Raw genomic sequence first — 24,592 nt, 5'->3', positions numbered from 1 at the left:
CCTGCCTACTTGCGCCAGAACATCGGCGTCAGCAAGACCAACACCGTGAGAATCTCGAGTCGTCCGAGCAGCATACCGGCACACAGCAGCCATTTGGCGGCATCCGGCAGGGTGATGAAATTGCCGGCAGGCCCAATGATATCGCCCAGCCCCGGCCCGACGTTGGCCACCGCCGTGGCGGCACCCGAAAGCGCCGTGGTGAAATCCAACCCCATCAGTGCCAGTCCCAGCGCCAGCCCCGCGACCGTGAGAAAGAAGAAGAACGAGAACGCCACCACGCCACGCGTGATATCGTCGGTGAGCGGCTGACCGTTGTAGCGCGAGGCGAACACGCCATGGGAATGGACCAGGAAGCGCAGCTGGTTGCGTAGCAGGATGGTAGCCACCTGGAAACGGAAGATCTTCATGCCCCCGCTGGTGGAACCACTGCAGCCACCGACGAAAGTCAGGTAAAAGAACGCCACGTAGGCCAGCGGCCCCCAAGTGCTGTAGTCGTCGGAGGCATAGCCGGTAGTGGTCACCACCGAGATGACGTTGAAGGCAACCTGTGTCAGCGCCTCGAACGGCGGCGTGCCCAGCCAGATTCGCCACAGCGTGAGCCCGATGACGACCACCGTCAGCAGCAGCAATAGCCCGTGCACCTGTTGATCGCGCCACAGCGCCATTCGTGCGCCGCGCAGCACACGGATGTAGAGCACGAAGGGCAACGCCCCCAGCAGCATGAACAGCGAACCCAGCCACAACAGGTGCGGCTGGTCGGCATAGGCGCCAAAAGAAGCGTCAGAGTTGGCGAAGCCCCCGGTGGCCAGCGAGGTCATGCCGTGCACGACGGCATCCAGCGGCGTCATGCCACCCAGCCAGTAGGCCAGCATGGCGACAAGGGTGAAGCCGCAATAGATGCCCAGGGTCGCCTTGGCGATGCCGCCCGTGCGCGGCATGACCTTATCCGACCAATCGGACGATTCAGTATGGAACAGACGCATACCCCCTACCTTGAGGAAGGGCAGGATGGCGATGCCCATGACGATGATGCCGATGCCCCCAAGCCACTGCATGATGCCCCGCCACAGCTTAAGGCCGTCGGAGAGTGTTTCGATGCCGACAAGCACGGTGGATCCAGTGGTGGTGATCGCCGAGACCGATTCGAACACGGCATTGGTGAAGGTCAACTGCGGTGCGCCCAGCACGAGCGGCAGGCTGGCAAAACCACTGACGCTGACCCAACTCAGGGTAGTCAGCACGAACATCTGCCAGGGCTTGAGTTCGACTCGTGTCCGCAACGTAGAGAGCCACACCAGGCCGACCGCTGCCATCACCAGCAGTATCGACAGCCCGAAGGCGCGGGCATCGGGGTCCCGCTCGACGACGAGCACGACCCATGGTATCGCCATGAAAACGGCAAGTACCGTCCACATGACGGAGACGACCTTGAGAACCGGCGTCCAGTTGCGCCAGTGATATCTGAGACGCAAGCCAAGCTCATTCGTACCTAGTCTGGCGATACGCATAGGAGGTGCCCTTGCCCCGCTACCCATCGTGCAGGCATGAAAGCACAGCCAAGCCTAAAAAAGCCGTAAAAAAATCTGGCCTCGGTACGCTTCGTCTAACGTTGCAGCATCTCCAGGTATTGCCTGAGCACCACGGCGTTGTTGCGTAGTTCATCCTTCGAGCTGAATATCAGCGTCACGCTGCCTTTCTGTGCGCGCTCCGCCAGCTCCCGTAGCGCGTCTCGTTGGGACTTGAGTTCCGCCAGGTAGCGACGGCGAAACTCGCCCCAGCCGAGCTTGCCAGCGTGAAACGCCTTGCGCAGCTCGTCGCTCGGGGCAATCTCCTTGGGCCAGGCATCGATCCTGGCGTCATCTTTGGATACGCCCCGGGGCCAAAGACGATCGACGAGAACGCGATAGCCATCGCGGGACGCGGGCGGATCGTAAGCACGTTTGAGGGCAATGTTCATCGTGGCACTCTCCCTGTTGCCGTAGATACGGGGCGGTAAAGCGATACCTGGAAGCGTAGTGCAGCAAGTCACAGCAGACACCTGCGATGGAGACCCCTGACGAGCGACAGCATGTATTAGCTCCGACGCTCCGGCTTACGCTCGTTGTAGGCAATTTCCTACAAGACAGAGGGTAAATGGATGACATTCTCAACGCAGGAATAGCGCTATCTTGAGTCTACTCACGCCGGTTCTTGCACAGCAGTCGTGAGTCCCTTGCTTAGCGCCCGCTTCTTAGCGGGCTTCTTTTTTGCGCCCCTTCCGTGGCCCTCATTTCCCAAGTAGGCAGCAGACGCCTTCACTTCGCATGGAGCGTCTCGCCCACTGCGATGACTTCCCCTTCGCCCGTGAGCAGCGTAGCGTTCTGGCCAAAATACGCCCCCGGCCGCAGTGGCTGAGTTTTCATCTGGATCAAGGTCTGCAGCGGCTCGCCGGGAACTTCGATGGTTCCATTGGCCTGGTTGATGGTAGTGATCTTGCAGCGCTGGCACGGCTTGCGCAGCCCGAAGCGGTATTGGCCCTCCTGCGCCATCACCTCGTTCCAGCCATCTTCGGCGAAGGCGGAAACCCCTTCGATTACGATATTGGGCCGGAACCGGTTCATGGGCAGTGGCACGAGGACCTTTTGTTGCAGTTCACGGTTGAGGGCATCGAGCGAGGCTTGCGAGGCGATCAGGAAGGGATAGCCATCGGCAAAGGCGGTATGGGCCTCTTCGCCCTGGAGATAGCGGGACTCCACGGGGCGCCGGTGAGCGTCATCGAAGCGTACCAGGCGCAACGCACTGCCGCGCAGGTCGCCAAGTACGGCGGTAAGCCAGCGGCTTGCCTCCTCTCCTTCGTCCAGCGCCTGGCAGGCATCGTCCCATACGTAAGTGGTCAGCCGGGGCTGGTCGCGGCGTGCCAGTGCAATGGCCAGCGGCTGCGCTTCGGGATGTTCCAGCACCAGCCAGTCTTCCTCGAGCCGGACCGTCACCCGCGCCATGCCCGGCATCTGCCGCTGGGTGACGAAGCGCCCTACCTGATCGACCACCATCCAGTTGCGGTCGTAAGCCAAGCCGCGCACGCCCAGGGTCGCCCGATCGAGCGGAATGCCGCGCAGCGACTTGACCGGGTAGAGATTGAGTTCCTTGATTCTCACGCTCTGTTCCTCTGAATTGCGCCCATTGTTCAAGCAGGTTCAGCCCGAGCCCACGCTGACAGGCGAGCCGTCATTGGCGACAATGACGGCTCGCTTACCGTAGGAGGGCTTTTCGTCATGACTCAGGCATGGCAGCAATATCGTAGCGCACCCGCGCCTGGAACGCGCCTCGTCAGGCTGGAGGAACTTACGCCCGGTGAAACTCACAGCCTGACCCTGGCGAGTGAGAAAGGCACCTTCCCGCTGCTGTTGATTCGCCTCGACGAAGCGCTGTTCGGCTACGTCAATGCCTGCCCTCATCAATATCTTCCCCTCGACCAGCGCGGTTCGCGGATTCTCAGTCGCGACGGCGAGCAGCTGCGCTGCAGCAACCATGATGCGACCTTCTCGACGCGCACTGGAGAGGGCCTCGGCGGCTTCGGCCTCGGCTGTGAGCTCGACCGGGTGCCGGTGAGCGTCGACGCCGAGGGTTGGATCGTCGTCGGCGCGTCGACTTGAGCCTTCTCTCTCGCTTGATGATTGCCATCACGAATATTGATGGAATGAAGCCTTTCCATAGACTGACGGCATGGTCTACGCTCACTGTTCTGCTACAGCCCTTCAAGGACGCCGCATGTCACCGGCCGATTCTCTACGCCTGATCCTGCTCTCGACGCTATGGGGCATGTCGTTCATCTTCATGCGCGTGGCAGTGCCTGAGTTCGGCCCGGTGTCGCTGATTCTGGTGCGCATGGGCATCGGCTCACTGCTTCTGCTGCCCCTGCTGTTCAGCCTGCGCTATCTAAAGCTGGTCTGGGAGAACAAGGGCGGCCTGCTGTTGCTGGGGTTGGTCAATCACGTGCTGCCTTTCAGCCTGCTGGCATTGGCCACGGTGCGGCTCGAGGCGGGCTTCACTTCGCTGATCAACGCCACCACACCCATCTTCACCGCTCTGCTCGGCGCGCTGTTCTTCACCACCCCGGTACGCCGCCAGCAGTATCTGGGCCTGGCGCTGGCCTTCTTCGGCGTCTATGTACTCTCGGCCAATAGGCTGGATTTCGCCCTGGGCGGTGATGGCTGGTTCATCCTCGCCGCCGTTGGAGCGACCTTCTGCTACGGCGTGGCCACCAATTACTCCAAGACCTACCTGTCGCACCTGCCGGTGCGGGTGCTGGCTGCCGGCAGCACCGCCATGTCGGCGCTGATCCTGCTGATTCCCGGTTTGTGGCTGTGGCCCGCCGAGCCGATCAGCGGCCTGGCCTGGGCCAATGGCCTGGGGCTTGCCGCCTTCAGCACCACTCTCGCCTTTCTGCTCTACTTCGGCCTGATCTCGAGTGCCGGTGCCACCGCCACCTCCACGGTAACCTTCCTGGTGCCGGTCAGTGCCCTGCTGTGGGGCTATCTGCTGCTGGGCGAACGACTCAGCCTGCAGGTCATGGTCGGCATGGCCATTACCTTGACGGGAACCGCCATTGCTACAGGAATGATTCGCTGGCGGCGGCGCGAAGTGGCTTAACCGCCGCCCCCCTTCTTTCTCGTTAGACAGAATCAGCCTCGTCTCCCCTTCGAGCCTTGTTACTCTCCGTAAGCGCGCCGCGCTCAGGTTTCGGTGCGAACGCTGACTGCATGGGGAGAAAAACAATGAAAAGACAGATGATCACCAAAGTGATGTGGGCGGGGCTGTGGCTCGGCGCTGCCATGACAATGAGCGCCAGCGCTTTGGCACACTCGACGAGCGGGCCGACCGAAGAGGGTAACGTAGCAGCAATGATCGACGCGATCCGCGCCGCCACACAGCGCTTCGAAGATGTGAACGTGGCATTGGCGGAAGGTTACGTGCCCGATCCCTCCGGTCAATGCGTGAGTGCAGCAGCAGAGGGTTTTCCAGCAGAGCTAGGCGACATGGGTATTCATTACCTGCGTCCCGACCTGCTGGGCATCACGGCCGTCGAGCCGCGCGTCGACGGCAATGGCATCAATCTCGACTTCCACACTCCCTCCATTCTGCTCTACGAGCCCCAGGCAGATGGTTCGATGCTGCTGGTCGGGGTCGAAAACCTGGTCTTTCAGCAAGCCTGGGAAGCCGCCGGCAACAGTGAGCCGCCGGTCTTCGCCGGCCGCCAGTGGGACTACATGGCCGACGACCCGAACACGGCCAGCGACGAAGCCCATGGCTTCGAACCGCACTATGACCAGCACGTCTGGTTCCGCACCAATGCGGCCACACACCTCGAGCCCTTCAATCCACTAGTGAGCTGTGCCTATCACCGCACGCTGAATCCTGAGGCGTAAAAGAAGGACGGCAGTGACAAACGTCTCTGCCGTCCTTGAAAAGTAGAAGACAGGTATCAGAAGTTAGGCTTGCGCTTCTCGACGAAGGCCCCCATGCCCTCACTCTGCTCCTCGCCGGCGAAGCAGAACGCGAACAGCGCGGTTTCCAGGGCCAGGGCGCTGTCGAGGTCTTGGTCCATGCCATCGTGCACGGCCTGCTTGGCGGCGCGCACGGCTTGCGGGCCGTTGCCGGAGAGCTGCTTAATCAGTTCCTCGGCGTAGCCTTCGAGTTCGGCCTGGGGCATCACGCGGTTGACCAGGCCGATGCGCAGCGCCTCCTGGGCATCGATCTTGCGCCCGGTGGTGACCAGGTCCAATGCCATGGCCGGCCCTACTCGACGCGGCAGGCGCTGGGTGCCGCCGAAGCCTGGGATCACACCCAGCAACACTTCGGGCTGGCCGAAGATGGCGTTGTCGCTGGCTACGGCCCAGTCGCAGGCCAGCGCCAGTTCGCAGCCGCCGCCAAGACAAAACCCGTTCACCAGGGCGACCACCGGCACCGGCAACGCTTCGAGGCGCTTGATGGTACGCAGCGCCTGGCTGGCGAAGGCACGAGCTTCCTCCGGCGTCTTCTCGCGCATCTCGGTGATGTCGGCACCGGCGACGAATGATTTTTCCCCTGCCCCGGTGATCAGCACGGCGCGCAGGCCCTGGCGCGTTTCAAGCTCGGTCAGGATGGTTTCCAGCTCGTGCAGCACGCCGCTGTTGAGCGCATTCAGGGCTTTCGGACGATTGATTGTCAGACGCACGACGCCGGCGTCTTCGGCCACATCGATCAGCTTCTCGCTCATGTGGGGCTCCTGTTGTGTCGCGTTCTTGTGAAGTGGTTACCGACCAACCCTAGCGAACGCTTGGTTGGTCGGCAATCCCCTTTTTCGTCGCCCCCACTATCGGTCAGTCATACACATGAAAGCCCCGCCCCGTCTTGCGCCCCAGATAGCCGGCCGCCACCATGCGCCGGAGCAACGGGCAGGGGCGATACTTGGGATCGCCGAAGCCCTCCTGCAGCACCTCCATGATCGCCAGGCAAACGTCCAGGCCAATCAGGTCGGCGAGCGCCAGCGGCCCCATGGGGTGAGCGGCGCCGAGCTTCATCGACTGGTCGATGTCTTCGGCGCTGGCCGCCCCTTCCTGCAGTAGAAAGGCGGCCTCGTTGATCATCGGCACGAGCAGGCGGTTGACGGCGAACCCAGGCGAATCGGCGATGGCTACCGAGGTCTTGCCCAGCGCTCTGGCCAGCTCCTCGATGCGGGCCACGGTGGCATCAGAGGTCTGCTCGGCACGGATCACCTCGACCAGCTTGAGTACAGGCACCGGGTTGAAGAAGTGCATGCCCACCACGCGCTCGGGGCGCTCGCATACCGCGGCGAGCCGGGTCAGCGATAGCGACGAGGTATTGGACGCCAGGATGGCGTCATGGCTCAGGCGGCTCAGGTCGCGGAACAGCTTCTCCTTCAGCGCCGGCTGCTCGGGAGCGGCCTCGACGATCACTTCGCAGCCGCGCAGCGCTTCCAGCGAGGTGGTCAGCTCGAGGCGCGCCATGGCCCCGCTCTTCTCCCCCTCACCGAGCTTCTCCTTGGCCACCAGCTTGCCCAGCCCCTTGTCGATGGCGGCCTGGGCACGGCCGAGCTGCTCGTCGGCCACGTCGTAGAGCTGGACGGGGAAACCGCTCGCGACCAGTACCTGGGCGATGCCCTGCCCCATGGTGCCGGCACCGACCACGCCTATCGATTGATGACTCATGGTGTCCCTCCCGTTCAGTGCTTGCGCGCTTCTTCACGCAGAACGAATTTCTGTATCTTGCCGGTTGAGGTCTTGGGCAGCTCGGTGAAGATCACCGTCTTCGGGACCTTGAAGCGCGCCAGGTGCTCACGGCAGTGCTCGATGATGTCGGCCTCGGTGACCTCGCCGAAACCCACCTTGAGCTTGACGAAGGCGCAGGGTGTCTCGCCCCATTTCTCGTCGGGCTTGGCCACCACCGCGGCTTCTTCCACTGCAGGATGGGAGTAGATGGCATCCTCCACTTCGATGGTGGAGATGTTCTCACCACCGGAGATGATGATGTCCTTGGAGCGATCCTTGATCTCGATGTAACCGTCCGGGTGCCACACGGCCAGGTCGCCGGTATGATACCAGCCACCTTCCAGCGCCTGCTCGGTGGCGGCCTCATTCTTGAGATAGCCCTTCATCACGTTGTTGCCGCGCATCAGGATCTCGCCGATGGTCTCGCCGTCCTTGGGCACCGGCTCCAAGGTGTTGGGATCGGCCACGCAGAGTGCTTCGAGCATGTGGTAGCGAACGCCCTGGCGCGCCTTGATCCTGGCCCGCTGTTCCAGCGGCAACTCATCCCAGGCCTCGCGCCAGGCGCATACCGTCACCGGGCCGTAGACCTCGGTGAGGCCATAGACATGGGTAACCTCGATGCCGAGCTTCTCGACCCCGGCGATTACCGAGGCGGGGGGTGCGGCGCCGGCGGTGGTGACCTTCACCGGATGGTCGAACTCGCGCTTCTGCTCCGCGGGCAAGTTGACCAGTCCGTTGAGCACAATAGGTGCGCCGCTGAAGTGGGTCACCTTCTCGTCGACGATCAGATCCATGATTTTCTTGGGGTCGACCTTACGCAGGCAGACGCTGGTACCGGCATTGGCGGCGATGGTCCAGGGGAAACACCAGCCGTTGCAATGGAACATCGGCAGGGTCCAGAGGTAGACCGGATGGTGCGGCATGGCCCACTCGAGGATGTTGCTCACCGCGTTGAGGTAAGCACCACGATGGTGATAGACCACTCCCTTGGGCTTGCCGGTGGTGCCCGACGTGTAGTTGAGCGAGATTGCCTGCCACTCGTCCTCGGGCAGGCGGTAGGCAAATTCTGCCTCGCCCTCGGCCAGCAGTGCCTCGTATTCCAGCTCGCCGATGTGGCGCACCTCACCCTCGAACATGGGATCATCCACGTCGATCACCAACGGCTTGATCGCCAGCCGCGAGACGGCATCCTCGATCACGTCGGCGAACTCCGGGTCGACCAGGATCGCCTGAGCCTCACCGTGTTCCAGCATGTAGGAGATGGCCTCGGCGTCGAGGCGAATATTGAGCGTGTTGAGCACGCAACCGGCCAACGGCACACCGAAGTGGGCCTCGAACATGGCCGGCACGTTGGGCAACATGGCCGCTACCGTCTCGCCGGGCTGAATGCCGCGCTTCTCGAGCGCCGAGGCAAGCCGGCGACAGCGCACCCAGGTCTCGCTCCAGCTGCGGCGGATGTTGCCATGGATGACCGCCGGGTAATCGGGGTAGATGGAAGCGCTGCGCTCGATGAAGGTCAGTGGCGATAGCGCCACATGGTTGGCCGGCGTCTTGGGCAGGTCCTGTTCGAAGATGCTGTCGTTCATGGTGGGCTCCGAGTGGAATGTCGTTATTGTGTGGTGCGATTCCAGCCTGCAGCGGCCGGTGAGTCGGCCGGCCGCTGCCAACGCCTCAGATTGCCGAGGCGTCGAAGTCGGCCAGACTCTCCATGCCTGCTTCGATCACGCTGCGATTGGCGCGGCCGACGGGTAGCCACTGGCGCAGCGCAAAGTCGGCGGCAGCCAGTTTGCTGCGGTAGAACGGCTCGTCACTGCCACTGGTCCGCGCTGCGCTGGCCTTGAGCGCCGCCCGCCCCATCTGCCAGGCACACAGCACATGACCGGCCAGGTTGAGAAAGGGCGTGGCATAGGCCTGGATGGCGTCCAGGCCGCATTCGGGGTCGCGGCCCTGCTCGAGCACGATCTGCATGGCGGCACGCAGGTCGGCGGCTCCCTCCGCCAAGCTTATGCCTAGGGGAGCAAGATCGCCGCTGTCACGCAGTTCGCTGACCGTGGCCTCGACCTCCTCGATCAGGCCGGCCAGGGCCGCCCCGCCATCTCGCTGTAGCTTGCGCCCGGCCAGGTCGAGCGCCTGGATGCCATTGGTGCCTTCGTAGATCGGCGCGATACGTGCATCGCGCAGCAGTTGGGCGGCACCGGTCTCTTCGATGAAGCCCATGCCGCCATGCACCTGCACGCCCATGGAGGCGATATCCACGGCCTGGTCGGTGGAAAACGCCTTGACCACCGGGATCAGCACGTCGACCCGGGCTTGGGCAGCTTCGCGCTCGGCGTTATCGGCGGCGTGGCGTGCCACGTCGAGCTGAGCCGCACAATAGAGCGCCAGCGCCCGCAGGCCATCGGTACGGGCACGCATCGAAAGCAGCATGCGACGCACGTCGAGGTGCTCGCTGATGGTCGCCTCACTACCGCGCGCCTTGCCCTGCACGCGGTCCAGGGCGTAGGCGAAGGCGTGCTGGCAGGCGCGTTCGGCCACGCCGATGCCCTGCACGCCGACCTTGTGACGCGCCTCGTTCATCATGGTGAACATGTGGTTGAGACCGCGCCCCTCCTCGCCCACCAGGTAACCGATGGCGCCGTCGTGCTCGCCGAAGCTGAGGGTGCAGGTGGGCGAGCCGTGGATGCCCAACTTGTGCTCGATGGAGGCACAGGTGACGTCGTTGCGCTCACCCAGCGAACCGTCGTCGTTGACCAGGAACTTCGGCACCAGAAACAGCGAGATGCCCTTGTTGCCCTCGGGGGCGTCGGGCTTGCGCGCCAGTACCAGATGGATGATGTTCTCACTGGCGTCGTGCTCGCCCCAAGTGATGAAGATCTTCTGCCCGAACAGGCGATAGTGATCACCCTCTTCATCGGGGCAGGGAACGGCCCGCGTGCGCACCTTGGACAGATCGGAGCCGGCCTGGGGCTCGGTGAGGTTCATGGTGCCGGTCCAGCTGCCCTCGACCAGCCTGGGCAGGTAGGTCTCCTTGAGCGCATCGCTGCCGTGGTGGGCCAGCGCCTCGATGGCCCCGGCGGTGAGCATCGGGCACAGCCCCAGCGCCATATTGGCGCCATGCAGCATCTCCTGCACGCTGCTCGCCACCACCTCGGGAAGCCCCTGGCCACCCAGCGCCTGGGACACGCCGATGCCATTCCAGCCGCCTTCCACATAAGCTTGGTAGGCCTCGGCAAAACCATCCGGCAGGGTTACGCCGCCATCTTCACGGCGCACGCAGCCCTGGCGGTCGCCGCGGGCGTTGAGCGGGGCCCAGACTTCCCCAGCCAGCTTGGCCGCCTCCTCCAGTACCGCTTCGATCAGGTCGGGGCTGGCTTCGCCGAAGCCTGGCAGGTCGAGCGAACGGTACTCGAGCAGTTCCTCGAGTACGAAGCGGAGGTCACGAACGGGAGCGGCGAAGGGAAACATGGCACTACCTCAGGAAAATGACAACGGTGATAGTAGTTTCACTACTTTCCGTTAACCATTATCCCTAGGTCGCACCCCAACGCAAGGCGCCCGATGCGGGAGCATCGGGCGCTTCGGTAAAGTCGGCGACGTGAAGAATCTCGTGGTCGAAGGAGTCTCTTAGCGGCGGGCGTCGCTGTCGAGTGGTTCCACGATTCGCTCACGCTCATCGCTCGGTGGCAGGTCGGTATCGTCGTCGTCTTGATAGTAGGCGATATGCGGCTCATCCGGCGGCGGCGGGCCGACCAAGGGTTCGGCCACCTCGATTTCCGGTACCACGTTGGAGAGATCCTCCACGTATTCATGCTCGGTGGCGCCCTGTACCAGTTCCTCGGTAACGGTGAGCTCGGCGCCTGCCGACGACATCGGCGTCGAAGGTGCAAAGGGCGCCACCGGTACCGGCGCCGGGCGCACGCTGCGCCGCCAAGTGAAGAAGCCCACCAGGAACACGCCCAGAGCACCGAAAGCCCAGAACAGACCGGCATCTCCCACCCAGCCCATCACCGGCGAGATCAGCGGTGGACTCACCGTCGAGCCAATGGCGTTGATCAGCAGCAGGCCCTGGCTCATGCGCACCAGCGCACCGGCCGGCGCACGATCGGCGGCATGGCTCACCGCTACCGGATAGAGCGCAAAGACCCCTCCGCCCAGCAGAAACAGAAGCGCCGCCAGCACCCAGGTCGTCAGCGGCAGCAACAGCATGGCAGCCGAGATCAAGGCGCAGAAGGCGCCGATCATGATCAGCACGATCTGACGATCATGTCGGTCGGACCAGCGCCCGAGAGGGTACTGCAGCAGCATGGCGCCAAGCACGACGACGGCCATCATCTGACCAACCTGAGCTACGCTCAGGCCGATGCGCTGCAGGTAGAGAGGCAACAGAGTATAGATGGCAGCGACTGCCAGTCCCGAGCCGAAACTGCCCATCACGCCGGAGGGCGTCATGGTGATCAGGCGCATCGGCGACAGCGGCTCGGCATGCTCGATCAGCGGCGAGACCCGTGGAATCATTGCCATCGGCAACACCGACAGCGAGGCCAGCATGCCGATGACCATGAATGGTGCCGTCTCACCCATGGCGTCGGTGACGCCGAGCAGCAGTTGGCCCACAACGCCGGCGGCATACAGCGAGATCATATAGAGCGCCAGCAACCTGCCGCGCACCTTCTGGTCGCCCGATGTGAGCAGCCAGCTCTCGATGACGAGATAAACACCCACAGTGGCCCAGCCCCCCACCAGGCGCAGGGCGAACCAGGCCCAGGGTTCGAAAAACAGCGCCTGCAGCAACACGGTGACCGCTACCAACGAGGCAAAGCTGCCATAGGCACGGATATGGCCGATACGCAGCAGCAGCCGATCGTTGAACACTGCCCCAAGCGCCAGGCCAATGAAGTAGGCCGAGGAGACCCAACCGATCACCACCGGCGACTCACCGGCTGCGTCCAGCCGCAGGGTGATCAGGGTAGCCAGGAAGCCATTGCCGATACCCAGAATGAAGAGTCCCAGCAGAGGTGCCAGGGCCATGGCCAGCAGTTGCCGCGACATGAGCGCGCCTCTCGACAGCAGGTGAATCGAAGGAAGTTAAGATGCCAGAAAAAGCCGTGGAACGCTGCCCACCGCCCCCTGTGCGTTGCCGAAAAAGAACCAATGCTCGAGCGGGGCGGCGCGAATCATACGCCCGTCGTCGCCAGAGTCAAACGCTTATTCTTTCCCCCTTCGACAGGTTAGAGAAAAGCACCGTCATCGCCACTCAAAACAGAAAGACACACTGACTTTTTTCGACGCCGGCCGGCTCAGCGTTTCTGCAATAAGGCCACATCAGTACCGGGAAACTCGATGCTCATGCCGAGCCTCTCCGCCAGCCATTCGAAGCTCGCCTCGCTGAAGAAGCATACGTGGGTCGGATCGAGGATATAGTGCCAACGGGCGAAAGCTTCCTCGCTGGTCATCCGCTTGGTCATCAGTCCCAGCCAGCCTCCTTCTGGCAGCAGCGCCGCAAGGCGCTCGAGCTCACGCCCCGGCGCGAACAGATGCTCCACTACCTCGGTGGCGGTGATGAAATCGTAGCGCCGCTCGAGTGCAGAGGTATCCGGTGCGTAGAAAGGGTCGTAGATCGCCATGGGGTGGCCCGCCTCCTCGAACATCAGCGAAAGCGTCGGGCCGGGGCCGGCACCGAAGTCGAGACCACGGGCCCCTGGCCCCAGCCGGCTCTTCAGCGGTTCGAACAGCCGCGACAGGAAGCGGCGATAGCCGAAGTCGTCGGGGTGGTTCTCGTGCTGGTCGTAGACCGCCCGTTCCTGCTCGGGCGAGAGGCGCTGAACAGGCGGCACGAATGCCAGCCGGCAGTTCTCGCAGCGGTAGTAGTCACGCCTCGCGTCGTGATGAAAATGGCGGGAATGCGGGGATGCGCATAGCGGGCAGGTCGGCATCGTCGTATCCTTTTGGGCCTGGCGAAATGAGATTGCTTTAAACACATCACAACGAGGAGGCCGGCGATGCTGTCAGGTCTGGACCATCTGGTCATCACCGTGACCGACATTTCACGTGCCGTGGACTTCTACTCTCGTGTGCTCGGGCTCGAGGTACGCTACCGGGATCGAGAGCGTGTCGACCTGATACTCGGCGACATCGCTCTGCGCCTCCACTGGACCGCCACCGACATCGAGCCGCGCGCCGCCACCCCCACGCCGGGGAGCCTGGATCTTTGCCTGCGCAGCCTGCTGCCGCTGGACGAGGTCCAGCGCCACCTGGCGGCACTCGATGTAGAAGTGGAGCTCGGCCCGGTCACCCGTCAGGGGGCCAACTGCCTCATCGAATCACTCTACTTGCGCGACCCCGACGGCAGCCTGTTGGAGATCAGCCGCCCGCTCAAGGAGGCACTCGAATAGCTGCCTCCCTGGCAATGTGGCCCATGGCCGGTATCATTGACGCATACCATGAACGACTGGACGCCTCATGAACGATAACCCCGAGAGCCGCAGCGTCATCGATTCGGGTGGCAAGCCCGACACCACCCTGCCCATCGTCGTCTATGCCCTGTATCTGGCAGGCATCGTCACCGGCGGCCTGACCCTGTTGGTCGGCGTGGTAATCGCCTACGTCTATCGCGGCGAGGGACCCCACTGGTTCGATGAACACTACCGCTACTTGATCCGCACCTTCTGGCTCGCGCTGCTCTACTTTGCCATTTCCGGCTTACTGATGCTGGTATTGATCGGTTTCCTGACCTGGCTGGTGGTGATCGTCTGGCTGGTGATTCGCTGCGTCAAGGGCATCAAGCGCCTGCAGGAGCAGCGTGCCCCCGACAATGTGGACGCCTGGCTGATCTGAACCCATGAGCGAGCCGCAGTCATCCACCGCCACCCTGCAGGGTCGCGCCATTGCCACGCTATGGCGCAGCCTGGCCGGCCGCCGCCCCGCCATGCTCTGGCGACTGGCCCGCCTCACCGGCCCGCTGGTGCATCGCTTCAGCCGGCGCGAGCGCAAGGTCACCGAGATCAACCTGGCGGAGGTCTTTCCCGAGCGCAGCGCAGCGGCACGACGTCGCTTAGCGCGGGAGAGCCTGACCCACTCCACCGCCACCATGCTCGAGCTGGGTTTCGCCTGGATGGGCGAACCGCAGCGGGTCGAGGCCTCGATCCACGAGATCCACGGCCGTGAACTGCTCGACGACGCCCGCGCCGAGGGGCGCGGCGTGATCGTGCTGGCACCGCACTTCGGCAATTGGGAAGTACTCAATTTCTGGCTTTCCAGCCACTTCCCCTTCACCGCCATGTACGAGCCCCCCAAGATCGCCGAACTCGATACGGTGATCCGCAGGGGACGCGAGCGCATGGGCGCGAGTCTGGTGCCGACCAACCCGCGCGGCGTTGCGGCCCTGCTCAAGGCACTCAAGCGCAGCGAGGCGGTGGGCATCCTACCCGACCAGGAGCCCGACTGGGGCAGCGGCGTGTTCGCCCCCTTCTACCATCGCCTGGCCTACACCGCGACCCTGCTGCCCAAGCTGGTGGCCCGCACCGATGCCCGAGTCGTCACCGGCGTGGCCCGGCGCCTCCCCGGCCGCGGCTTCGCCATTCACTTCCTGGCCGCCGACGAGCGAGTCTATGCCGCCGACGAAACGCAATCGGCCACCGGCGTCAACGCCTGTGTGGAGAACGCCATCGCGCTGGACCCGGCCCAGTACCAGTGGGAGTACAAGCGCTACCGCAAGGTGATCGAGCAGCAGCAGGGGCACCCGAAGCACAAGTCGTTCCGGCTTTATTAAAGATCCATTTCGCTTCGGTGACTGGCAAGACGGCCTCATCCTGCTAGACTGGCCCAGACGCTTGACGGGGTGCCGGTGGAACCGGCTGAGATCGCCATACGAATTGCTCGCCGGAATGAGCAGTCGTCACGGCGGGGCCCGTAGAACCTGATCCGGCTCGTACCGGCGTAGGGATCAAGCGGTGGCCCCGTCGCGGCAAGCAACCGCCGCCTCACCCCAGCCACCTCTGACTTCCTCCCGCCCGCGTTCCGGATCCGATTCGATACCGGAGGCAAGATGGGCTATCGCTTCACCGACCTGACCAACGCCTGCCACGACGATTGGCGCGCCTACATCGAGCATGACTTCGTGCGCGGCCTGGGTGACGGCACTCTCGCAGAGGGCGCTTTCCGCCACTACCTGCAACAGGACTACCTGTTCCTGATCCACTTTGCCCGCGCCTACGCGCTGGCCGCCTACAAGAGCCGCAGCCTCGCCGACCTGCGCCAGGCCCATGAAGGCCTCAAGGCGATTCTCGACGTGGAGCTGGACCTGCATGTGGGCTACTGCCGCGAATGGGGAATCGGCGAGGCAGAACTCGCTCAGCTGCCGGAGGCACGGGCGACGATGGCCTATACCCGCTACGTACTCGATACCGGCAACCGCGGCGATCTGCTCGACCTGCACGTGGCACTCGCCCCCTGCCTGGTGGGCTATGGCGAGATCGCCACTTGGCTGAACGCGCAGTCCTTCACGCTGCGCGGCAAGATCAACCCCTATGACGCCTGGATCGCCATGTACGAGAGCGACGAATTCCAGGGCGCCATGCGCGCCGAGCTGGAGTGGCTCGATACACGCCTGGCCGACGTCACTCCGGCGCGCTTTGCCGAGCTCGCCGAGGTGTTCCGCGATGCTACGCGACTCGAGATCGACTTTTGGCAGATGGGACTGGATCGAGCGATCTGACCCGCTGCCATGCAGTACCCGCCGACATGGCGGGCAAACACGCTTGACGGGGTGCCGTTGAAGACGGCTGAGATCATGCAGCGCTGCGCGCCCAGCATGGATCCCGTTGAACCTGAACTGGCTAGGACCAGCGTAGGGATCAAGCGACACGCAGCAAGGCGCCGCACTGCTGCCCCTGTCCTCCCCAGCTGTCCTCCCTGACGACCCACAACAAGGGAGAACACCCATGAGCAAGACCGCCCACTTCCTCGCCGAGACCGCCAAGGTCGACGAGGCCGCCATCCAGCCGCTGCCCGGTTCGCGCAAGGTCTACGTCGAAGGCTCGCGACCCGATATCCGCGTGCCCTTCCGCGAGATCTCGCTGTCGCCGACCAGGACCTCCGGCGCCGACGAACAGAACCCGCCGCTGCTGGTCTATGACACTTCCGGCCCCTACACCGATCCGGCGGCCAGCAACGACCTGCGCCAGGGGCTACCGGAGCTGCGCCGCACCTGGATCGAGGAGCGCGATGACACCGAGTTCCTCGACGGCCCCACCAGCGAGTACGGCAAGCGCCGCGCCAGCGATCCCATGCTCGCCCCGCTACGCTTCGACCTCACCCGCACACCCCGCCGCTCCAAGGCAGGCAAGAACGTCACCCAGCTGCACTACGCCCGCCAGGGCATCGTCACGCCGGAGATGGAGTTCATCGCCATCCGCGAGAATCAGCGCCGGCAAGCCCTGGGCACGGCCGAGGTCGAGCGCATCCTCGGTCATCAGCACCCCGGGCAGGGCTTCGGCGCCCGGTTGCCCGAGGAGATCACGCCGGAGTTCGTGCGTGCCGAAGTCGCCGCCGGGCGCGCCATCATCCCCTGCAACATCAACCACCCCGAGTCCGAGCCGATGATCATCGGCCGCAACTTCCTGGTGAAGATCAACGGCAACCTCGGCAACTCGGCGGTGACCTCCTCCATCGAAGAGGAAGTCGACAAGATGACCTGGGGCATCCGCTGGGGTGCGGACACCATCATGGACCTCTCCACCGGTCAGAACATCCACGAGACACGCGAGTGGATCATCCGCAACTCGCCGGTGCCGATCGGCACGGTGCCGATCTACCAGGCGCTGGAGAAGGTCAAGGGCGTGGCCGAGGATCTCACCTGGGAAGTATTTCGCGACACCCTGATCGAGCAGGCCGAACAGGGCGTCGACTACTTCACCATCCATGCCGGGGTGCTGCTGCGCTACGTGCCGCTGACCGCCAAGCGGGTGACCGGCATCGTTTCGCGCGGCGGTTCGATCATGGCCAAGTGGTGCCTGTTCCATCACCGGGAAAGCTTCCTCTACACCCACTTCGAGGAGATCTGCGAGATCTGCAAGCAGTACGATGTGGCCTTCTCGCTGGGCGACGGCCTGCGCCCCGGCTCGGTGGCCGATGCCAACGACGAGGCCCAGATGGCAGAGCTCAAGACCCTCGGTGAGCTGACGAAGATCGCCTGGAAGCACGACGTGCAGGTGATGATCGAGGGGCCCGGCCACGTGCCCATGCACCTGGTCAAGGAGAACATGGACAAGCAGCTCGAATACTGCGACGAGGCGCCCTTTTACACGCTCGGGCCGCTGGTCACCGATATCGCCCCCGGCTACGACCACATCACCTCCGGCATCGGCGCGGCGATGATCGGCTGGTACGGCTGCGCCATGCTCTGCTACGTCACGCCCAAGGAGCATCTGGGCCTGCCCAACAAGGATGACGTCAAGACCGGCATCATCACCTACAAGATCGCCGCCCACGCCGCCGACCTGGCCAAGGGCCACCCGGCCGCCCAGCGCCGTGACAACGCGCTGTCCAAGGCGCGCTTCGAGTTCCGCTGGGAGGACCAGTTCAACCTGGGTCTCGATCCCGACACCGCCCGCGAGTACCACGACGAAACCCTGCCCAAGGACTCGGCCAAGGTCGCCCATTTCTGCTCCATGTGCGGCCCCAAGTTCTGCTCGATGAAGATCAGCCAGGAGGTGCGCGACTACGCCGCCGAACACGGCCTCGACGGTGACCAGGAAGCCGTCATGAAAGGCATGGAGGAGCAAGCCGAGAAGTTCCGCCAGACGGGAGCGGAGCTCTACAAGGAGGTGTGAACCAGGCCGCTACCAACCATGACGCCGGCCCCAGGGCCGGCGTGTTTTTTTGTCGCCACAGGCGACAGCACGGAACGCTCGGATGTAGCCTGTAGGAATCTGCAAGGACCAAGTGCGGAGGGAGCAAGCCCATGCCACACCTGCACGTCGCGCTGGTAACCGAGCGCCCTGAGGTAAGCCTGATACCGATTCTGCAGCTTCGTCCCCAGCGGATCGTGCTGATACCATGCCAATCACCGCCCCAGGCGGCCGAGCGACTGGCGATTCTGCTACGCCACGAACTGCCCCGTGGAACCGAGATCGAGACACACGCTCGCCTTCCGGACGACGAGCCCCACCGCTGCGCAGAATATGCCGATGCGTTAGCCGAATCCCTGTATCGCCAGCAGTTCGATAACCCCTCTCTCTCGGTCACCCTGGACGCGGGCGGCTGCAGCACGCTTACTGCCCTGCTGTTCCAGCATGCCATGCAGCGCTGCTCCGCCGACTGGCTGCATGTGGACATTCGAGCGGGGGCGCTCTACCGCTTGGCGTGCGATAGCCCCGACTCAGCCCCCGACATCATGGCCATCGAGCCGGTACTGGACGTCGATCGCTACCTGCTGGCCAATGGCCGCAAGCGAGTTCGTGCACTGTCCGATAAAGGCGAGTGGCGCCAGGCTTGTCAACAGCGCAAGCACCTTACCCGCTACCTCGCCCATCATGCCGACCGCCTGGCCGTTCTGCTCGGAGAACTGCACGACATGGTGCACGGCGAGGGAGGTGCGCTGGAGAGCGTCACCCCCTCGGAAGCCCGGCTACGACCCGGCGCCGAGCGCCAGTGGTTGAAGGAATCGCCGTGCTTCCCAGCTACCGATGCGTTGAAGGCGCTGGATGAGGCCGGCCTACTGCACTGGTCGAGCGATGCAGCCGACGTCGTGGCCATCGATTCCTTGGAGGGCGGGTACTACCTGGGCGGCGGCTGGTTGACGGAGTATGCCTGGCTCAGCGCCCAGGAGGCCGGGCTAGCGCGGGTTTGCAGCGAGGCTCATATCCTCGACCTGAGCGGCCAGCACAACGGCGAACCCGTGGTATCCGATTGCCTGGCAGTGGAACGCAACCGGTTGCTGTTCATTGAGTCCCTCATCACGCGCCCCGGCTCCAGCGCCTGTATCGAGCAGGGCCTGAAGCGGTTGCACGGCATGCTCAACCATTCAGCAGGGCTCGCCGCTACCCGGGTACTGCTGGCCTGCGGCGAGTTCGACAAGTCCCGGCAGCGGCTCACCGACCTGCAGCGGCTTCAGGGCTTGCAGGTCGAGGTCGTCGAGAACGGAGACCTCAAGCACCTGCCCGCCCTGCTGGAGAGCTGGAAGGAACATGGCGAGTGGCCGGGGCACTGATTGAGCCGCTAACGAAGTCGCCCCCATGACAAACGTCATGGGGGCGCGGCGGGCGCGCAGACGGGTCAACTCAGAAACGGTAGCGAATCCCGATGCTTGCCGCATCGAAGGTGTAAGCCGATTCGTCCAGGTAGCGCATGTAGTCGGCCCCCACCGCCAGGTTGGGCGCCACATCGAACTCGCCGCCGGCACCATACGAGAAGCCACTCTCGCTGTCGGCGTCGAAATCCACTTCGGTGAAGCCCGCCAGGCCATACAGCCGGAACTCCTGCGAAACCGGCAGAATGCCCTTGGCATAGGCGCCTACAAGATAATCGAGCTCGGTCGCGCCGTCGGAGCCGCCGGTACCCAGATGAGCCTCGGCGCCGAAATAGTCGTTGAATTGCATCCCACCATTGAGACGCAGGCCCACGGAATCGGCCGAGGAGCCCTGATCGGGATCGAGTTCCCAGAACATGGCGTCGGCGCCAGCATAGGCTTGGGGGTACATCGGCATCTGATATTGCTGGGCCTGGGCTGAGGAAGCAAGAGCAGTGCCCATCAGCACGGCAGTGGAAATGGCGAGCAGTTTCATAGCGCACCTCCATTAAGAAACAGTGTTTCCATACTTCGCTTTCAAGTCTGGTACAGAGTCCGGAGGTACGCAAGACGAATCTAAACGCGACAAACTCGATGCCGAGGCAGGCTCAACGCGGCGACAAGCTGAGCACGACGATGCCACCCAATACGATCGCTCCGCCGATCAGCTGCATTCCCGACAGCATTTGTCCCAGCACCAGATACCCAAGCAACAGTGAAGCCACCGGCTCGACGTTCATGACCGGCGCATTGCGTGCCATCTCCAGCCGCGGAACGCTGATGAACAAGACCGAGAACGCCACGCTGTAGAGCAGTGCCAGCGCCACCAGCGCACCCCAGCCCGACGGGCTTGCCGGTAGCGCCATCCCACCGGGCACCAGTTGCAGCGCGCCGGCGACGATCATCATCACGAAGACGGTGAGCATGGTCAGCAGGCTACGCAGCGTGCTGCCCACCTCTCCCAGGTGGTGCTCGGTAATCCATAGCGCGCAGGAAAAGGCCGCCGCCGCCGCCAGGCCGAAGGCCACCCCGGGCAGCCATTGCGGACCGAGTGCCTCGGGGTTCGCCAGCCAGGCTGGAACGTCCAGCACGACCACCAGGCCAGCCAGAATCGCGGCCATGATCAACGCCGCGCGTAGCGTCGGGCGCGGCCCGCCCAATGCCCAGGTGAGCAGCGCCAGTTGAATGGGGAAGGTGTTCATCAGCAGCAGCGCCACGACGACCGGTATGCGCGCCACCGCCGAGTAGAGGCACAGACTCTGGATCGCGACCATCAGTCCTGCCAGGAGCTGCCAATGACCAGTGCCGGCCGGTAGCGACAAGCGCTTGCCTTGCCACAGGAAAAGTGCCACCAGCACGGTGAGCGCCACGGCGGAACGCACTAGCACGGCGAGCAGCAGCCCGGTGCCCTCGTCGAAAGCCAAGCGGGCCGCGACATGGTTGCCGGCGAATAGGGTAGCGACGCTGGCCAGCAGCAGTACGGCAAGATGGCGCGGCAGCAATGCGCTGCCAAGCGCCGCGGTATTGGTCGACATGGCGGCTTCCGACAGTTTGAGTGCTTCAGCATGCCAAGATTTTCGATAGACGGCTAATCAAATATCGGCTTGACCTGGAACAGGATCGATAGCGATGCCAGAGTGATAGACTAAAGTCTTACGTCTATCCTGCCTCTACACTCACTTCCTTGCGGAGCCCCGATGAACGCCTCGGTACTGGTCATCAATTGCGGTTCGTCGTCGATCAAATATGCCTTGGTGCCATCCGAACCGGACCAGCCGCGTCTGGCCGGGCTGGCGGAACGCTTGGGTAGCGCCGATGCCCGGCTCAAGGGCGTCGACAGCCTCGGCAAACCCTTCACGCAGGCTCTCGGTGGCGCCGATCACACCCGTGCATTGGAAGCCATCCTCCATCGCCTGGAGGGGCGTCGGCCGATCGCCGTGGGCCATCGCATCGTGCATGGCGGCGAGCGCTTCACCCAAGCCGCGCTGATCGATGACGACGTCGTCGAGGCGATCGAACGCACCTCGGCGCTGGCCCCGCTGCACAACCCTGCCAACCTGGAAGGACTGGCGGCCACGCGTCGGCTGTTTCCCGAGCTGCCCCAGGTGGCGGTGTTCGATACCGCCTTTCACCAGAGCCTACCGCCGCGAGCCTACCGTTACGCCCTGCCGGAAGCGCTCTACCGCGACCACGCCATTCGCCGCTACGGTTTCCACGGCACCAGCCACGCCTACGTCAGCCGACGCGCCGATGCGCTGAGCGAGCTCGAGGGCGGCGCCTGGCTCACCGCTCACCTGGGCAACGGCTGCTCCACCTGCGCCGTATGGCAAGGCCGAAGCCTCGACACCAGCATGGGACTGACCCCACTGGAAGGGCTGGTGATGGGCACACGCAGCGGCGATGTCGATCCGGGCCTGCACGCGCATCTTTCCCGCCAGTTGGGCTGGTCGCTGGATCGCATCGACGAGGTGTTCAACCGCAACAGCGGCCTGTTGGGGCTGTCAGGACTGACCAACGACATGCGCGAGTTGGAGGCCGCCGAGTCACAGGGTCATCCCGGGGCGACGCTGGCCATCGAGGTGTTCTGCTACCGCATCGCCAAGTCGCTGGCGGCGCTCTCCTGCGCCCTGCCCCGCCTCGATGGTCTGATTTTCACCGGCGGCATCGGCGAGAACTCCGCCCAGGTACGCGAACGGGTCATCGGGCTGCTGCCCCATTTCGGCCTGCAGCTCAACCGAACCGTCAATAGCGAAATGATCCGGGGACGCGAGGGCCGCATCGACGCCGGGGGTCGCCAGCTATGGGTCATTCCCACCGACGAAGAGGGACAGATCGCTACCGAAACCCGCCAACGCCTGGCTCAAAGTAGGGAAGAAACAGACACATGACGCCGCACGACGTACGACCGCAACCCCAGATCCTGCTGATGGTGCCGACCGTCGTCGGGGTGGGCTTGACCTCGGCCAGCCTGGGTTTGATGCAGGCGCTCGACACCATCGGCCTCAAGACCGGCTTTTTCAAGCCGTTCCGCCAGGATGAGTTGAACGGCCCCGGCCCCGACCGCTCCACCGCGCTGGTGAGCAGCACGCTCGGGCTGCGCCCGCCGGCGCCCATCGCTCAGGCCGACATGGAACGCCTGCTACGCCAGGATCGCCTCGACGTGCTGATGGAACAGGTCATCGAACTCTTCGATCAGGCCGTGGAGAGTCACGACGGCAGCGCACCGGACCTGATCGTGGTGGAGGGTGTAGTACCTACCGCCCATGGCACCTACGCTACCCAGCTCAACACCCAGTTGGCCCATGCGCTGAATGCGCGGATCATCCTGGTCGGCAGCGGTGATGCCGTCGCTCCCGGCGCGCTGGCCGAGCAGCTCGACATGCACGCCCGCGCCTTCGGTGGGGTGGGCTCCACGCGTACCTTGGGCTGCATCCTGATGCGCATGCAGAACCTGCCCGGTGCAGAGGAGCCGTCGCTGGCCCCGGGCACCAGCAACGTCCTGCTCGACGACGCCTTCCTCGCCGAGCTGCGCCGCTATTCGCCGGCGCTCGCCACCGACCGCTTCCATCTGATCGGCGTGGTTCCCTACAACCCGGCTCTGATCGCACCGCGGGTGGTCGACGTGGCACGGGCGCTCGATGCCCGCTTCCTCAGCGAGGGCGACGCGGCCAACCGCCGTGTGCTCTCCACCAGCCTGTGCGCGCGTAGCGCCGCCAATGCCCTGCACGTGTTCCGCCCCGGCAGCCTGATCGTGACCTCCGGTGACCGCGACGACATCGTCCTCGCCTCGGCGCTGGCCACCATGAACGGCGTGCCCATGGCCGGCGTGCTGCTGACCAACGGCTTCATGCCCAACGACAACATGATCGAGATGTGCCGGCCGGCGCTGAAGACCGGTATGCCGGTACTGGCGGTCGATACCGACAGCTTCACCACGGCCAAGAACCTGAGCCGGATGGGCAACGACATTCCCATGGACGATCTGGAACGCGCCGAACAAGTGACCCGTTTCGTGGCCGGTCATATCGACCTCCAATGGCTAAAGGATCACCTGAGCCGCGGATTCACGCCGCGCCTGTCGCCGTCGGCATTCCGTCATGAACTGGTCAAGCTGGCGCAGCGCGCCAACCGGCGCATCATCCTGCCGGAAGGCAACGAGCCTCGCACCGTTGAGGCCGCAGCAATTTGCCAGCGCCGTGGCATCGCCAACTGCGTACTGCTGGCCCGCCGCGAAGAGGTCGAGGAAGTGGCGCACAATCGCGGCATCGAACTGCCGGAGGGGCTCGAGATCCTCGATCCCGAGCGGATTCGTCACCGCTACGTAGCGCCCATGGTGGAACGCCGCCGCGGCAAGGTGAACGAGCTGACGGCCGAGGACCAACTGCAGGACAACGTGGTGCTCGGCACCATGATGCTACAGCTCGACGAGGTCGACGGCCTGGTCTCGGGGGCTATCCATACCACCGCCAATACCGTGCGCCCCGCCTTCCAACTGATCAAGACCGCCCCCGGCTATCGCCAGGTGTCGTCGATCTTCTTCATGTTGCTGCCGGAACAGGTGGTGGTCTACGGTGACTGCGCGGTGAACCCGGACCCCGATGCCGAGGCGCTGGCCGAGATCGCCATCCAGAGCGCACGCTCCGCACAGGCCTTCGGCATCGAGCCGCGGGTGGCGATGATCAGCTACTCCACCGGCGAATCGGGCAGCGGTGTCGATGTCGACAAGGTGCGTCAGGCTACGCGCCTGGCTCGCGAACAAGCCCCCGATCTGCTGATCGATGGCCCGTTGCAGTACGATGCCGCTGCCATCGAGAGCGTCGGCCGTCAGAAAGCGCCCGATTCACCGGTGGCCGGGCGCGCCACGGTGTTCGTGTTTCCCGATCTCAACACAGGCAACACCACTTACAAGGCGGTGCAGCGCAGCGCCAGGGTGGTCAGCGTGGGGCCGATGCTGCAGGGACTCAACAAGCCGGTCAACGACCTCTCGCGAGGCGCACTCGTCGACGACATCGTTTATACCATTGCGCTGACCGCGATCCAGGCCGCCCAGCGCGGCTAG

At 64.1% G+C, this 24,592-nt stretch carries 22 protein-coding genes and 2 riboswitches; of the genes, 11 read left to right on the top strand and 11 right to left on the bottom strand.

Features of this window, described 5'->3' with window-relative positions; all coding sequences use genetic code 11:
• Positions 1–5: 5 nt before the first annotated feature.
• From trkI to HBJ55_RS18775, 3 genes are all read right to left on the bottom strand, one after another.
• A complete protein-coding gene (gene trkI / locus HBJ55_RS18785) occupies positions 6–1,508 on the bottom strand; it encodes a Trk system potassium transporter TrkI (RefSeq protein WP_167118659.1) in 1,503 nt (500 codons plus the stop codon).
• Positions 1,509–1,603: 95 nt separating this feature from the next.
• Entirely contained in the window at positions 1,604–1,957 is a 354-nt protein-coding gene (locus tag HBJ55_RS18780) for a DUF488 domain-containing protein (protein ID WP_167118655.1), read from the bottom strand.
• Positions 1,958–2,294: 337 nt separating this feature from the next.
• Positions 2,295–3,134 (bottom strand): MOSC N-terminal beta barrel domain-containing protein, encoded by an 840-nt coding sequence (locus HBJ55_RS18775; protein ID WP_167118652.1) that lies wholly within the window; start codon positions 3,132–3,134, stop codon positions 2,295–2,297.
• Between the two features lie 117 nt (positions 3,135–3,251).
• Here HBJ55_RS18775 and HBJ55_RS18770 point away from each other — a divergent pair, with 117 nt between their 5' ends.
• The 3 genes from HBJ55_RS18770 to HBJ55_RS18760 all read left to right on the top strand — a co-directional run bounded on the left by HBJ55_RS18770 (position 3,252) and on the right by HBJ55_RS18760 (position 5,405).
• The gene (locus HBJ55_RS18770; protein WP_167118649.1) at positions 3,252–3,632 is read left to right on the top strand and encodes a Rieske (2Fe-2S) protein; all 381 of its coding nucleotides are present in this window, start codon (positions 3,252–3,254) and stop codon (positions 3,630–3,632) included.
• Between the two features lie 115 nt (positions 3,633–3,747).
• Complete coding sequence (locus HBJ55_RS18765; RefSeq protein ID WP_167118646.1) at positions 3,748–4,629, top strand: DMT family transporter; 882 nt, start codon at positions 3,748–3,750, stop codon at positions 4,627–4,629.
• A 125-nt stretch (positions 4,630–4,754) separates the two neighbouring features.
• On the top strand, positions 4,755–5,405 hold the full coding sequence (locus HBJ55_RS18760) for a hypothetical protein (protein WP_206022762.1): 651 nt from the start codon (positions 4,755–4,757) through the stop codon (positions 5,403–5,405).
• 56 nt (positions 5,406–5,461) lie between these two features.
• Here HBJ55_RS18760 and HBJ55_RS18755 read toward each other — a convergent pair whose 3' ends face one another.
• The 6 genes from HBJ55_RS18755 to HBJ55_RS18730 all read right to left on the bottom strand — a co-directional run bounded on the left by HBJ55_RS18755 (position 5,462) and on the right by HBJ55_RS18730 (position 13,180).
• Positions 5,462–6,235: an enoyl-CoA hydratase-related protein gene (locus HBJ55_RS18755; protein ID WP_167118643.1), complete on the bottom strand. Its 774-nt coding sequence runs from the start codon at positions 6,233–6,235 to the stop codon at positions 5,462–5,464.
• Between the two features lie 103 nt (positions 6,236–6,338).
• Positions 6,339–7,187 carry a 3-hydroxybutyryl-CoA dehydrogenase gene (locus tag HBJ55_RS18750; protein WP_167118640.1) on the bottom strand — a complete coding sequence of 283 codons (849 nt, stop codon included), beginning with the start codon at positions 7,185–7,187 and terminating at the stop codon, positions 6,339–6,341.
• 14 nt (positions 7,188–7,201) lie between these two features.
• Positions 7,202–8,833 (bottom strand): acyl-CoA synthetase, encoded by a 1,632-nt coding sequence (locus HBJ55_RS18745; protein WP_167118637.1) that lies wholly within the window; start codon positions 8,831–8,833, stop codon positions 7,202–7,204.
• 85 nt (positions 8,834–8,918) lie between these two features.
• A complete protein-coding gene (locus HBJ55_RS18740) occupies positions 8,919–10,712 on the bottom strand; it encodes an acyl-CoA dehydrogenase (RefSeq protein WP_167118634.1) in 1,794 nt (597 codons plus the stop codon).
• A 159-nt stretch (positions 10,713–10,871) separates the two neighbouring features.
• A complete protein-coding gene (locus HBJ55_RS18735) occupies positions 10,872–12,296 on the bottom strand; it encodes an MFS transporter (RefSeq protein WP_167118631.1) in 1,425 nt (474 codons plus the stop codon).
• 248 nt (positions 12,297–12,544) lie between these two features.
• The gene (locus HBJ55_RS18730; protein WP_167118629.1) at positions 12,545–13,180 is read right to left on the bottom strand and encodes a class I SAM-dependent methyltransferase; all 636 of its coding nucleotides are present in this window, start codon (positions 13,178–13,180) and stop codon (positions 12,545–12,547) included.
• Between the two features lie 66 nt (positions 13,181–13,246).
• On the opposite strand from HBJ55_RS18730, the gene HBJ55_RS18725 reads away from it, so the two are divergent.
• The 6 genes from HBJ55_RS18725 (at position 13,247) to HBJ55_RS18700 (ending at position 19,455) form a co-directional block, all read left to right on the top strand.
• Positions 13,247–13,639, top strand: a complete 393-nt coding sequence (locus HBJ55_RS18725; RefSeq protein ID WP_167118627.1) for a VOC family protein — start codon at positions 13,247–13,249, stop codon at positions 13,637–13,639.
• A gap of 67 nt (positions 13,640–13,706) precedes the next feature.
• Positions 13,707–14,081: a DUF4870 family protein gene (locus HBJ55_RS18720; RefSeq protein ID WP_167118624.1), complete on the top strand. Its 375-nt coding sequence runs from the start codon at positions 13,707–13,709 to the stop codon at positions 14,079–14,081.
• A gap of 4 nt (positions 14,082–14,085) precedes the next feature.
• Positions 14,086–15,015, top strand: coding sequence for a lysophospholipid acyltransferase family protein (locus HBJ55_RS18715; RefSeq protein WP_167118621.1), 930 nt, complete (start codon positions 14,086–14,088; stop codon positions 15,013–15,015).
• Between the two features lie 55 nt (positions 15,016–15,070).
• Positions 15,071–15,206: riboswitch (TPP riboswitch) on the top strand.
• An 85-nt stretch (positions 15,207–15,291) separates the two neighbouring features.
• The gene (gene tenA / locus HBJ55_RS18710) at positions 15,292–15,960 is read left to right on the top strand and encodes a thiaminase II (protein WP_167118618.1); all 669 of its coding nucleotides are present in this window, start codon (positions 15,292–15,294) and stop codon (positions 15,958–15,960) included.
• Positions 15,961–15,997: 37 nt separating this feature from the next.
• Positions 15,998–16,116, top strand: a riboswitch (TPP riboswitch).
• A gap of 70 nt (positions 16,117–16,186) precedes the next feature.
• A complete protein-coding gene (gene thiC, locus HBJ55_RS18705; RefSeq protein ID WP_167118615.1) occupies positions 16,187–18,076 on the top strand; it encodes a phosphomethylpyrimidine synthase ThiC in 1,890 nt (629 codons plus the stop codon).
• A 131-nt stretch (positions 18,077–18,207) separates the two neighbouring features.
• Complete coding sequence (locus HBJ55_RS18700) at positions 18,208–19,455, top strand: PDDEXK family nuclease (RefSeq protein WP_167118612.1); 1,248 nt, start codon at positions 18,208–18,210, stop codon at positions 19,453–19,455.
• Between the two features lie 70 nt (positions 19,456–19,525).
• Here HBJ55_RS18700 and HBJ55_RS18695 read toward each other — a convergent pair whose 3' ends face one another.
• Together HBJ55_RS18695 and HBJ55_RS18690 are read right to left on the bottom strand one after the other, a co-directional pair.
• The gene (locus HBJ55_RS18695; RefSeq protein ID WP_167118609.1) at positions 19,526–20,029 is read right to left on the bottom strand and encodes a porin family protein; all 504 of its coding nucleotides are present in this window, start codon (positions 20,027–20,029) and stop codon (positions 19,526–19,528) included.
• Between the two features lie 112 nt (positions 20,030–20,141).
• Complete coding sequence (locus HBJ55_RS18690; RefSeq protein WP_167118606.1) at positions 20,142–21,068, bottom strand: EamA family transporter; 927 nt, start codon at positions 21,066–21,068, stop codon at positions 20,142–20,144.
• Positions 21,069–21,230: 162 nt separating this feature from the next.
• Between HBJ55_RS18690 and HBJ55_RS18685 the strand changes: the two genes are divergently transcribed.
• Positions 21,231–22,421: an acetate/propionate family kinase gene (locus HBJ55_RS18685; RefSeq protein ID WP_167118603.1), complete on the top strand. Its 1,191-nt coding sequence runs from the start codon at positions 21,231–21,233 to the stop codon at positions 22,419–22,421.
• On the top strand, positions 22,418–24,592 hold the full coding sequence (gene pta, locus HBJ55_RS18680; RefSeq protein ID WP_167118600.1) for a phosphate acetyltransferase: 2,175 nt from the start codon (positions 22,418–22,420) through the stop codon (positions 24,590–24,592). The genes HBJ55_RS18685 and pta overlap by 4 nt, the downstream gene beginning before the upstream one ends.

This window comes from Billgrantia bachuensis, from assembly GCF_011742165.1.
Lineage (GTDB): Bacteria > Pseudomonadota > Gammaproteobacteria > Pseudomonadales > Halomonadaceae > Halomonas > Halomonas bachuensis.
Note: the sequence above shows the minus strand (reverse complement) of the source record. Positions and strands in the feature narration are given on the sequence as shown.

Excerpts from the sequence above, each read along its gene's own strand:
- HBJ55_RS18745 (WP_167118637.1), bottom strand. The coding sequence starts at position 8,833 with ATGAACGACAGCATCTTCGAACAGGACCTGCCCAAGACGCCGGCCAAC.
- HBJ55_RS18690 (WP_167118606.1), bottom strand. The coding sequence starts at position 21,068 with ATGTCGACCAATACCGCGGCGCTTGGCAGCGCATTGCTGCCGCGCCAT.
- HBJ55_RS18740 (WP_167118634.1), bottom strand. The coding sequence starts at position 10,712 with ATGTTTCCCTTCGCCGCTCCCGTTCGTGACCTCCGCTTCGTACTCGAG.
- tenA (WP_167118618.1), top strand. The coding sequence starts at position 15,292 with ATGGGCTATCGCTTCACCGACCTGACCAACGCCTGCCACGACGATTGG.
- HBJ55_RS18730 (WP_167118629.1), bottom strand. The coding sequence starts at position 13,180 with ATGCCGACCTGCCCGCTATGCGCATCCCCGCATTCCCGCCATTTTCAT.
- HBJ55_RS18700 (WP_167118612.1), top strand. The coding sequence starts at position 18,208 with ATGCCACACCTGCACGTCGCGCTGGTAACCGAGCGCCCTGAGGTAAGC.
- HBJ55_RS18755 (WP_167118643.1), bottom strand. The coding sequence starts at position 6,235 with ATGAGCGAGAAGCTGATCGATGTGGCCGAAGACGCCGGCGTCGTGCGT.
- thiC (WP_167118615.1), top strand. The coding sequence starts at position 16,187 with ATGAGCAAGACCGCCCACTTCCTCGCCGAGACCGCCAAGGTCGACGAG.
- trkI (WP_167118659.1), bottom strand. The coding sequence starts at position 1,508 with ATGCGTATCGCCAGACTAGGTACGAATGAGCTTGGCTTGCGTCTCAGA.
- HBJ55_RS18750 (WP_167118640.1), bottom strand. The coding sequence starts at position 7,187 with ATGAGTCATCAATCGATAGGCGTGGTCGGTGCCGGCACCATGGGGCAG.
- HBJ55_RS18725 (WP_167118627.1), top strand. The coding sequence starts at position 13,247 with ATGCTGTCAGGTCTGGACCATCTGGTCATCACCGTGACCGACATTTCA.
- pta (WP_167118600.1), top strand. The coding sequence starts at position 22,418 with ATGACGCCGCACGACGTACGACCGCAACCCCAGATCCTGCTGATGGTG.
- HBJ55_RS18735 (WP_167118631.1), bottom strand. The coding sequence starts at position 12,296 with ATGTCGCGGCAACTGCTGGCCATGGCCCTGGCACCTCTGCTGGGACTC.
- HBJ55_RS18715 (WP_167118621.1), top strand. The coding sequence starts at position 14,086 with ATGAGCGAGCCGCAGTCATCCACCGCCACCCTGCAGGGTCGCGCCATT.
- HBJ55_RS18765 (WP_167118646.1), top strand. The coding sequence starts at position 3,748 with ATGTCACCGGCCGATTCTCTACGCCTGATCCTGCTCTCGACGCTATGG.
- HBJ55_RS18695 (WP_167118609.1), bottom strand. The coding sequence starts at position 20,029 with ATGAAACTGCTCGCCATTTCCACTGCCGTGCTGATGGGCACTGCTCTT.
- HBJ55_RS18685 (WP_167118603.1), top strand. The coding sequence starts at position 21,231 with ATGAACGCCTCGGTACTGGTCATCAATTGCGGTTCGTCGTCGATCAAA.
- HBJ55_RS18720 (WP_167118624.1), top strand. The coding sequence starts at position 13,707 with ATGAACGATAACCCCGAGAGCCGCAGCGTCATCGATTCGGGTGGCAAG.
- HBJ55_RS18760 (WP_206022762.1), top strand. The coding sequence starts at position 4,755 with ATGAAAAGACAGATGATCACCAAAGTGATGTGGGCGGGGCTGTGGCTC.
- HBJ55_RS18770 (WP_167118649.1), top strand. The coding sequence starts at position 3,252 with ATGACTCAGGCATGGCAGCAATATCGTAGCGCACCCGCGCCTGGAACG.
- HBJ55_RS18780 (WP_167118655.1), bottom strand. The coding sequence starts at position 1,957 with ATGAACATTGCCCTCAAACGTGCTTACGATCCGCCCGCGTCCCGCGAT.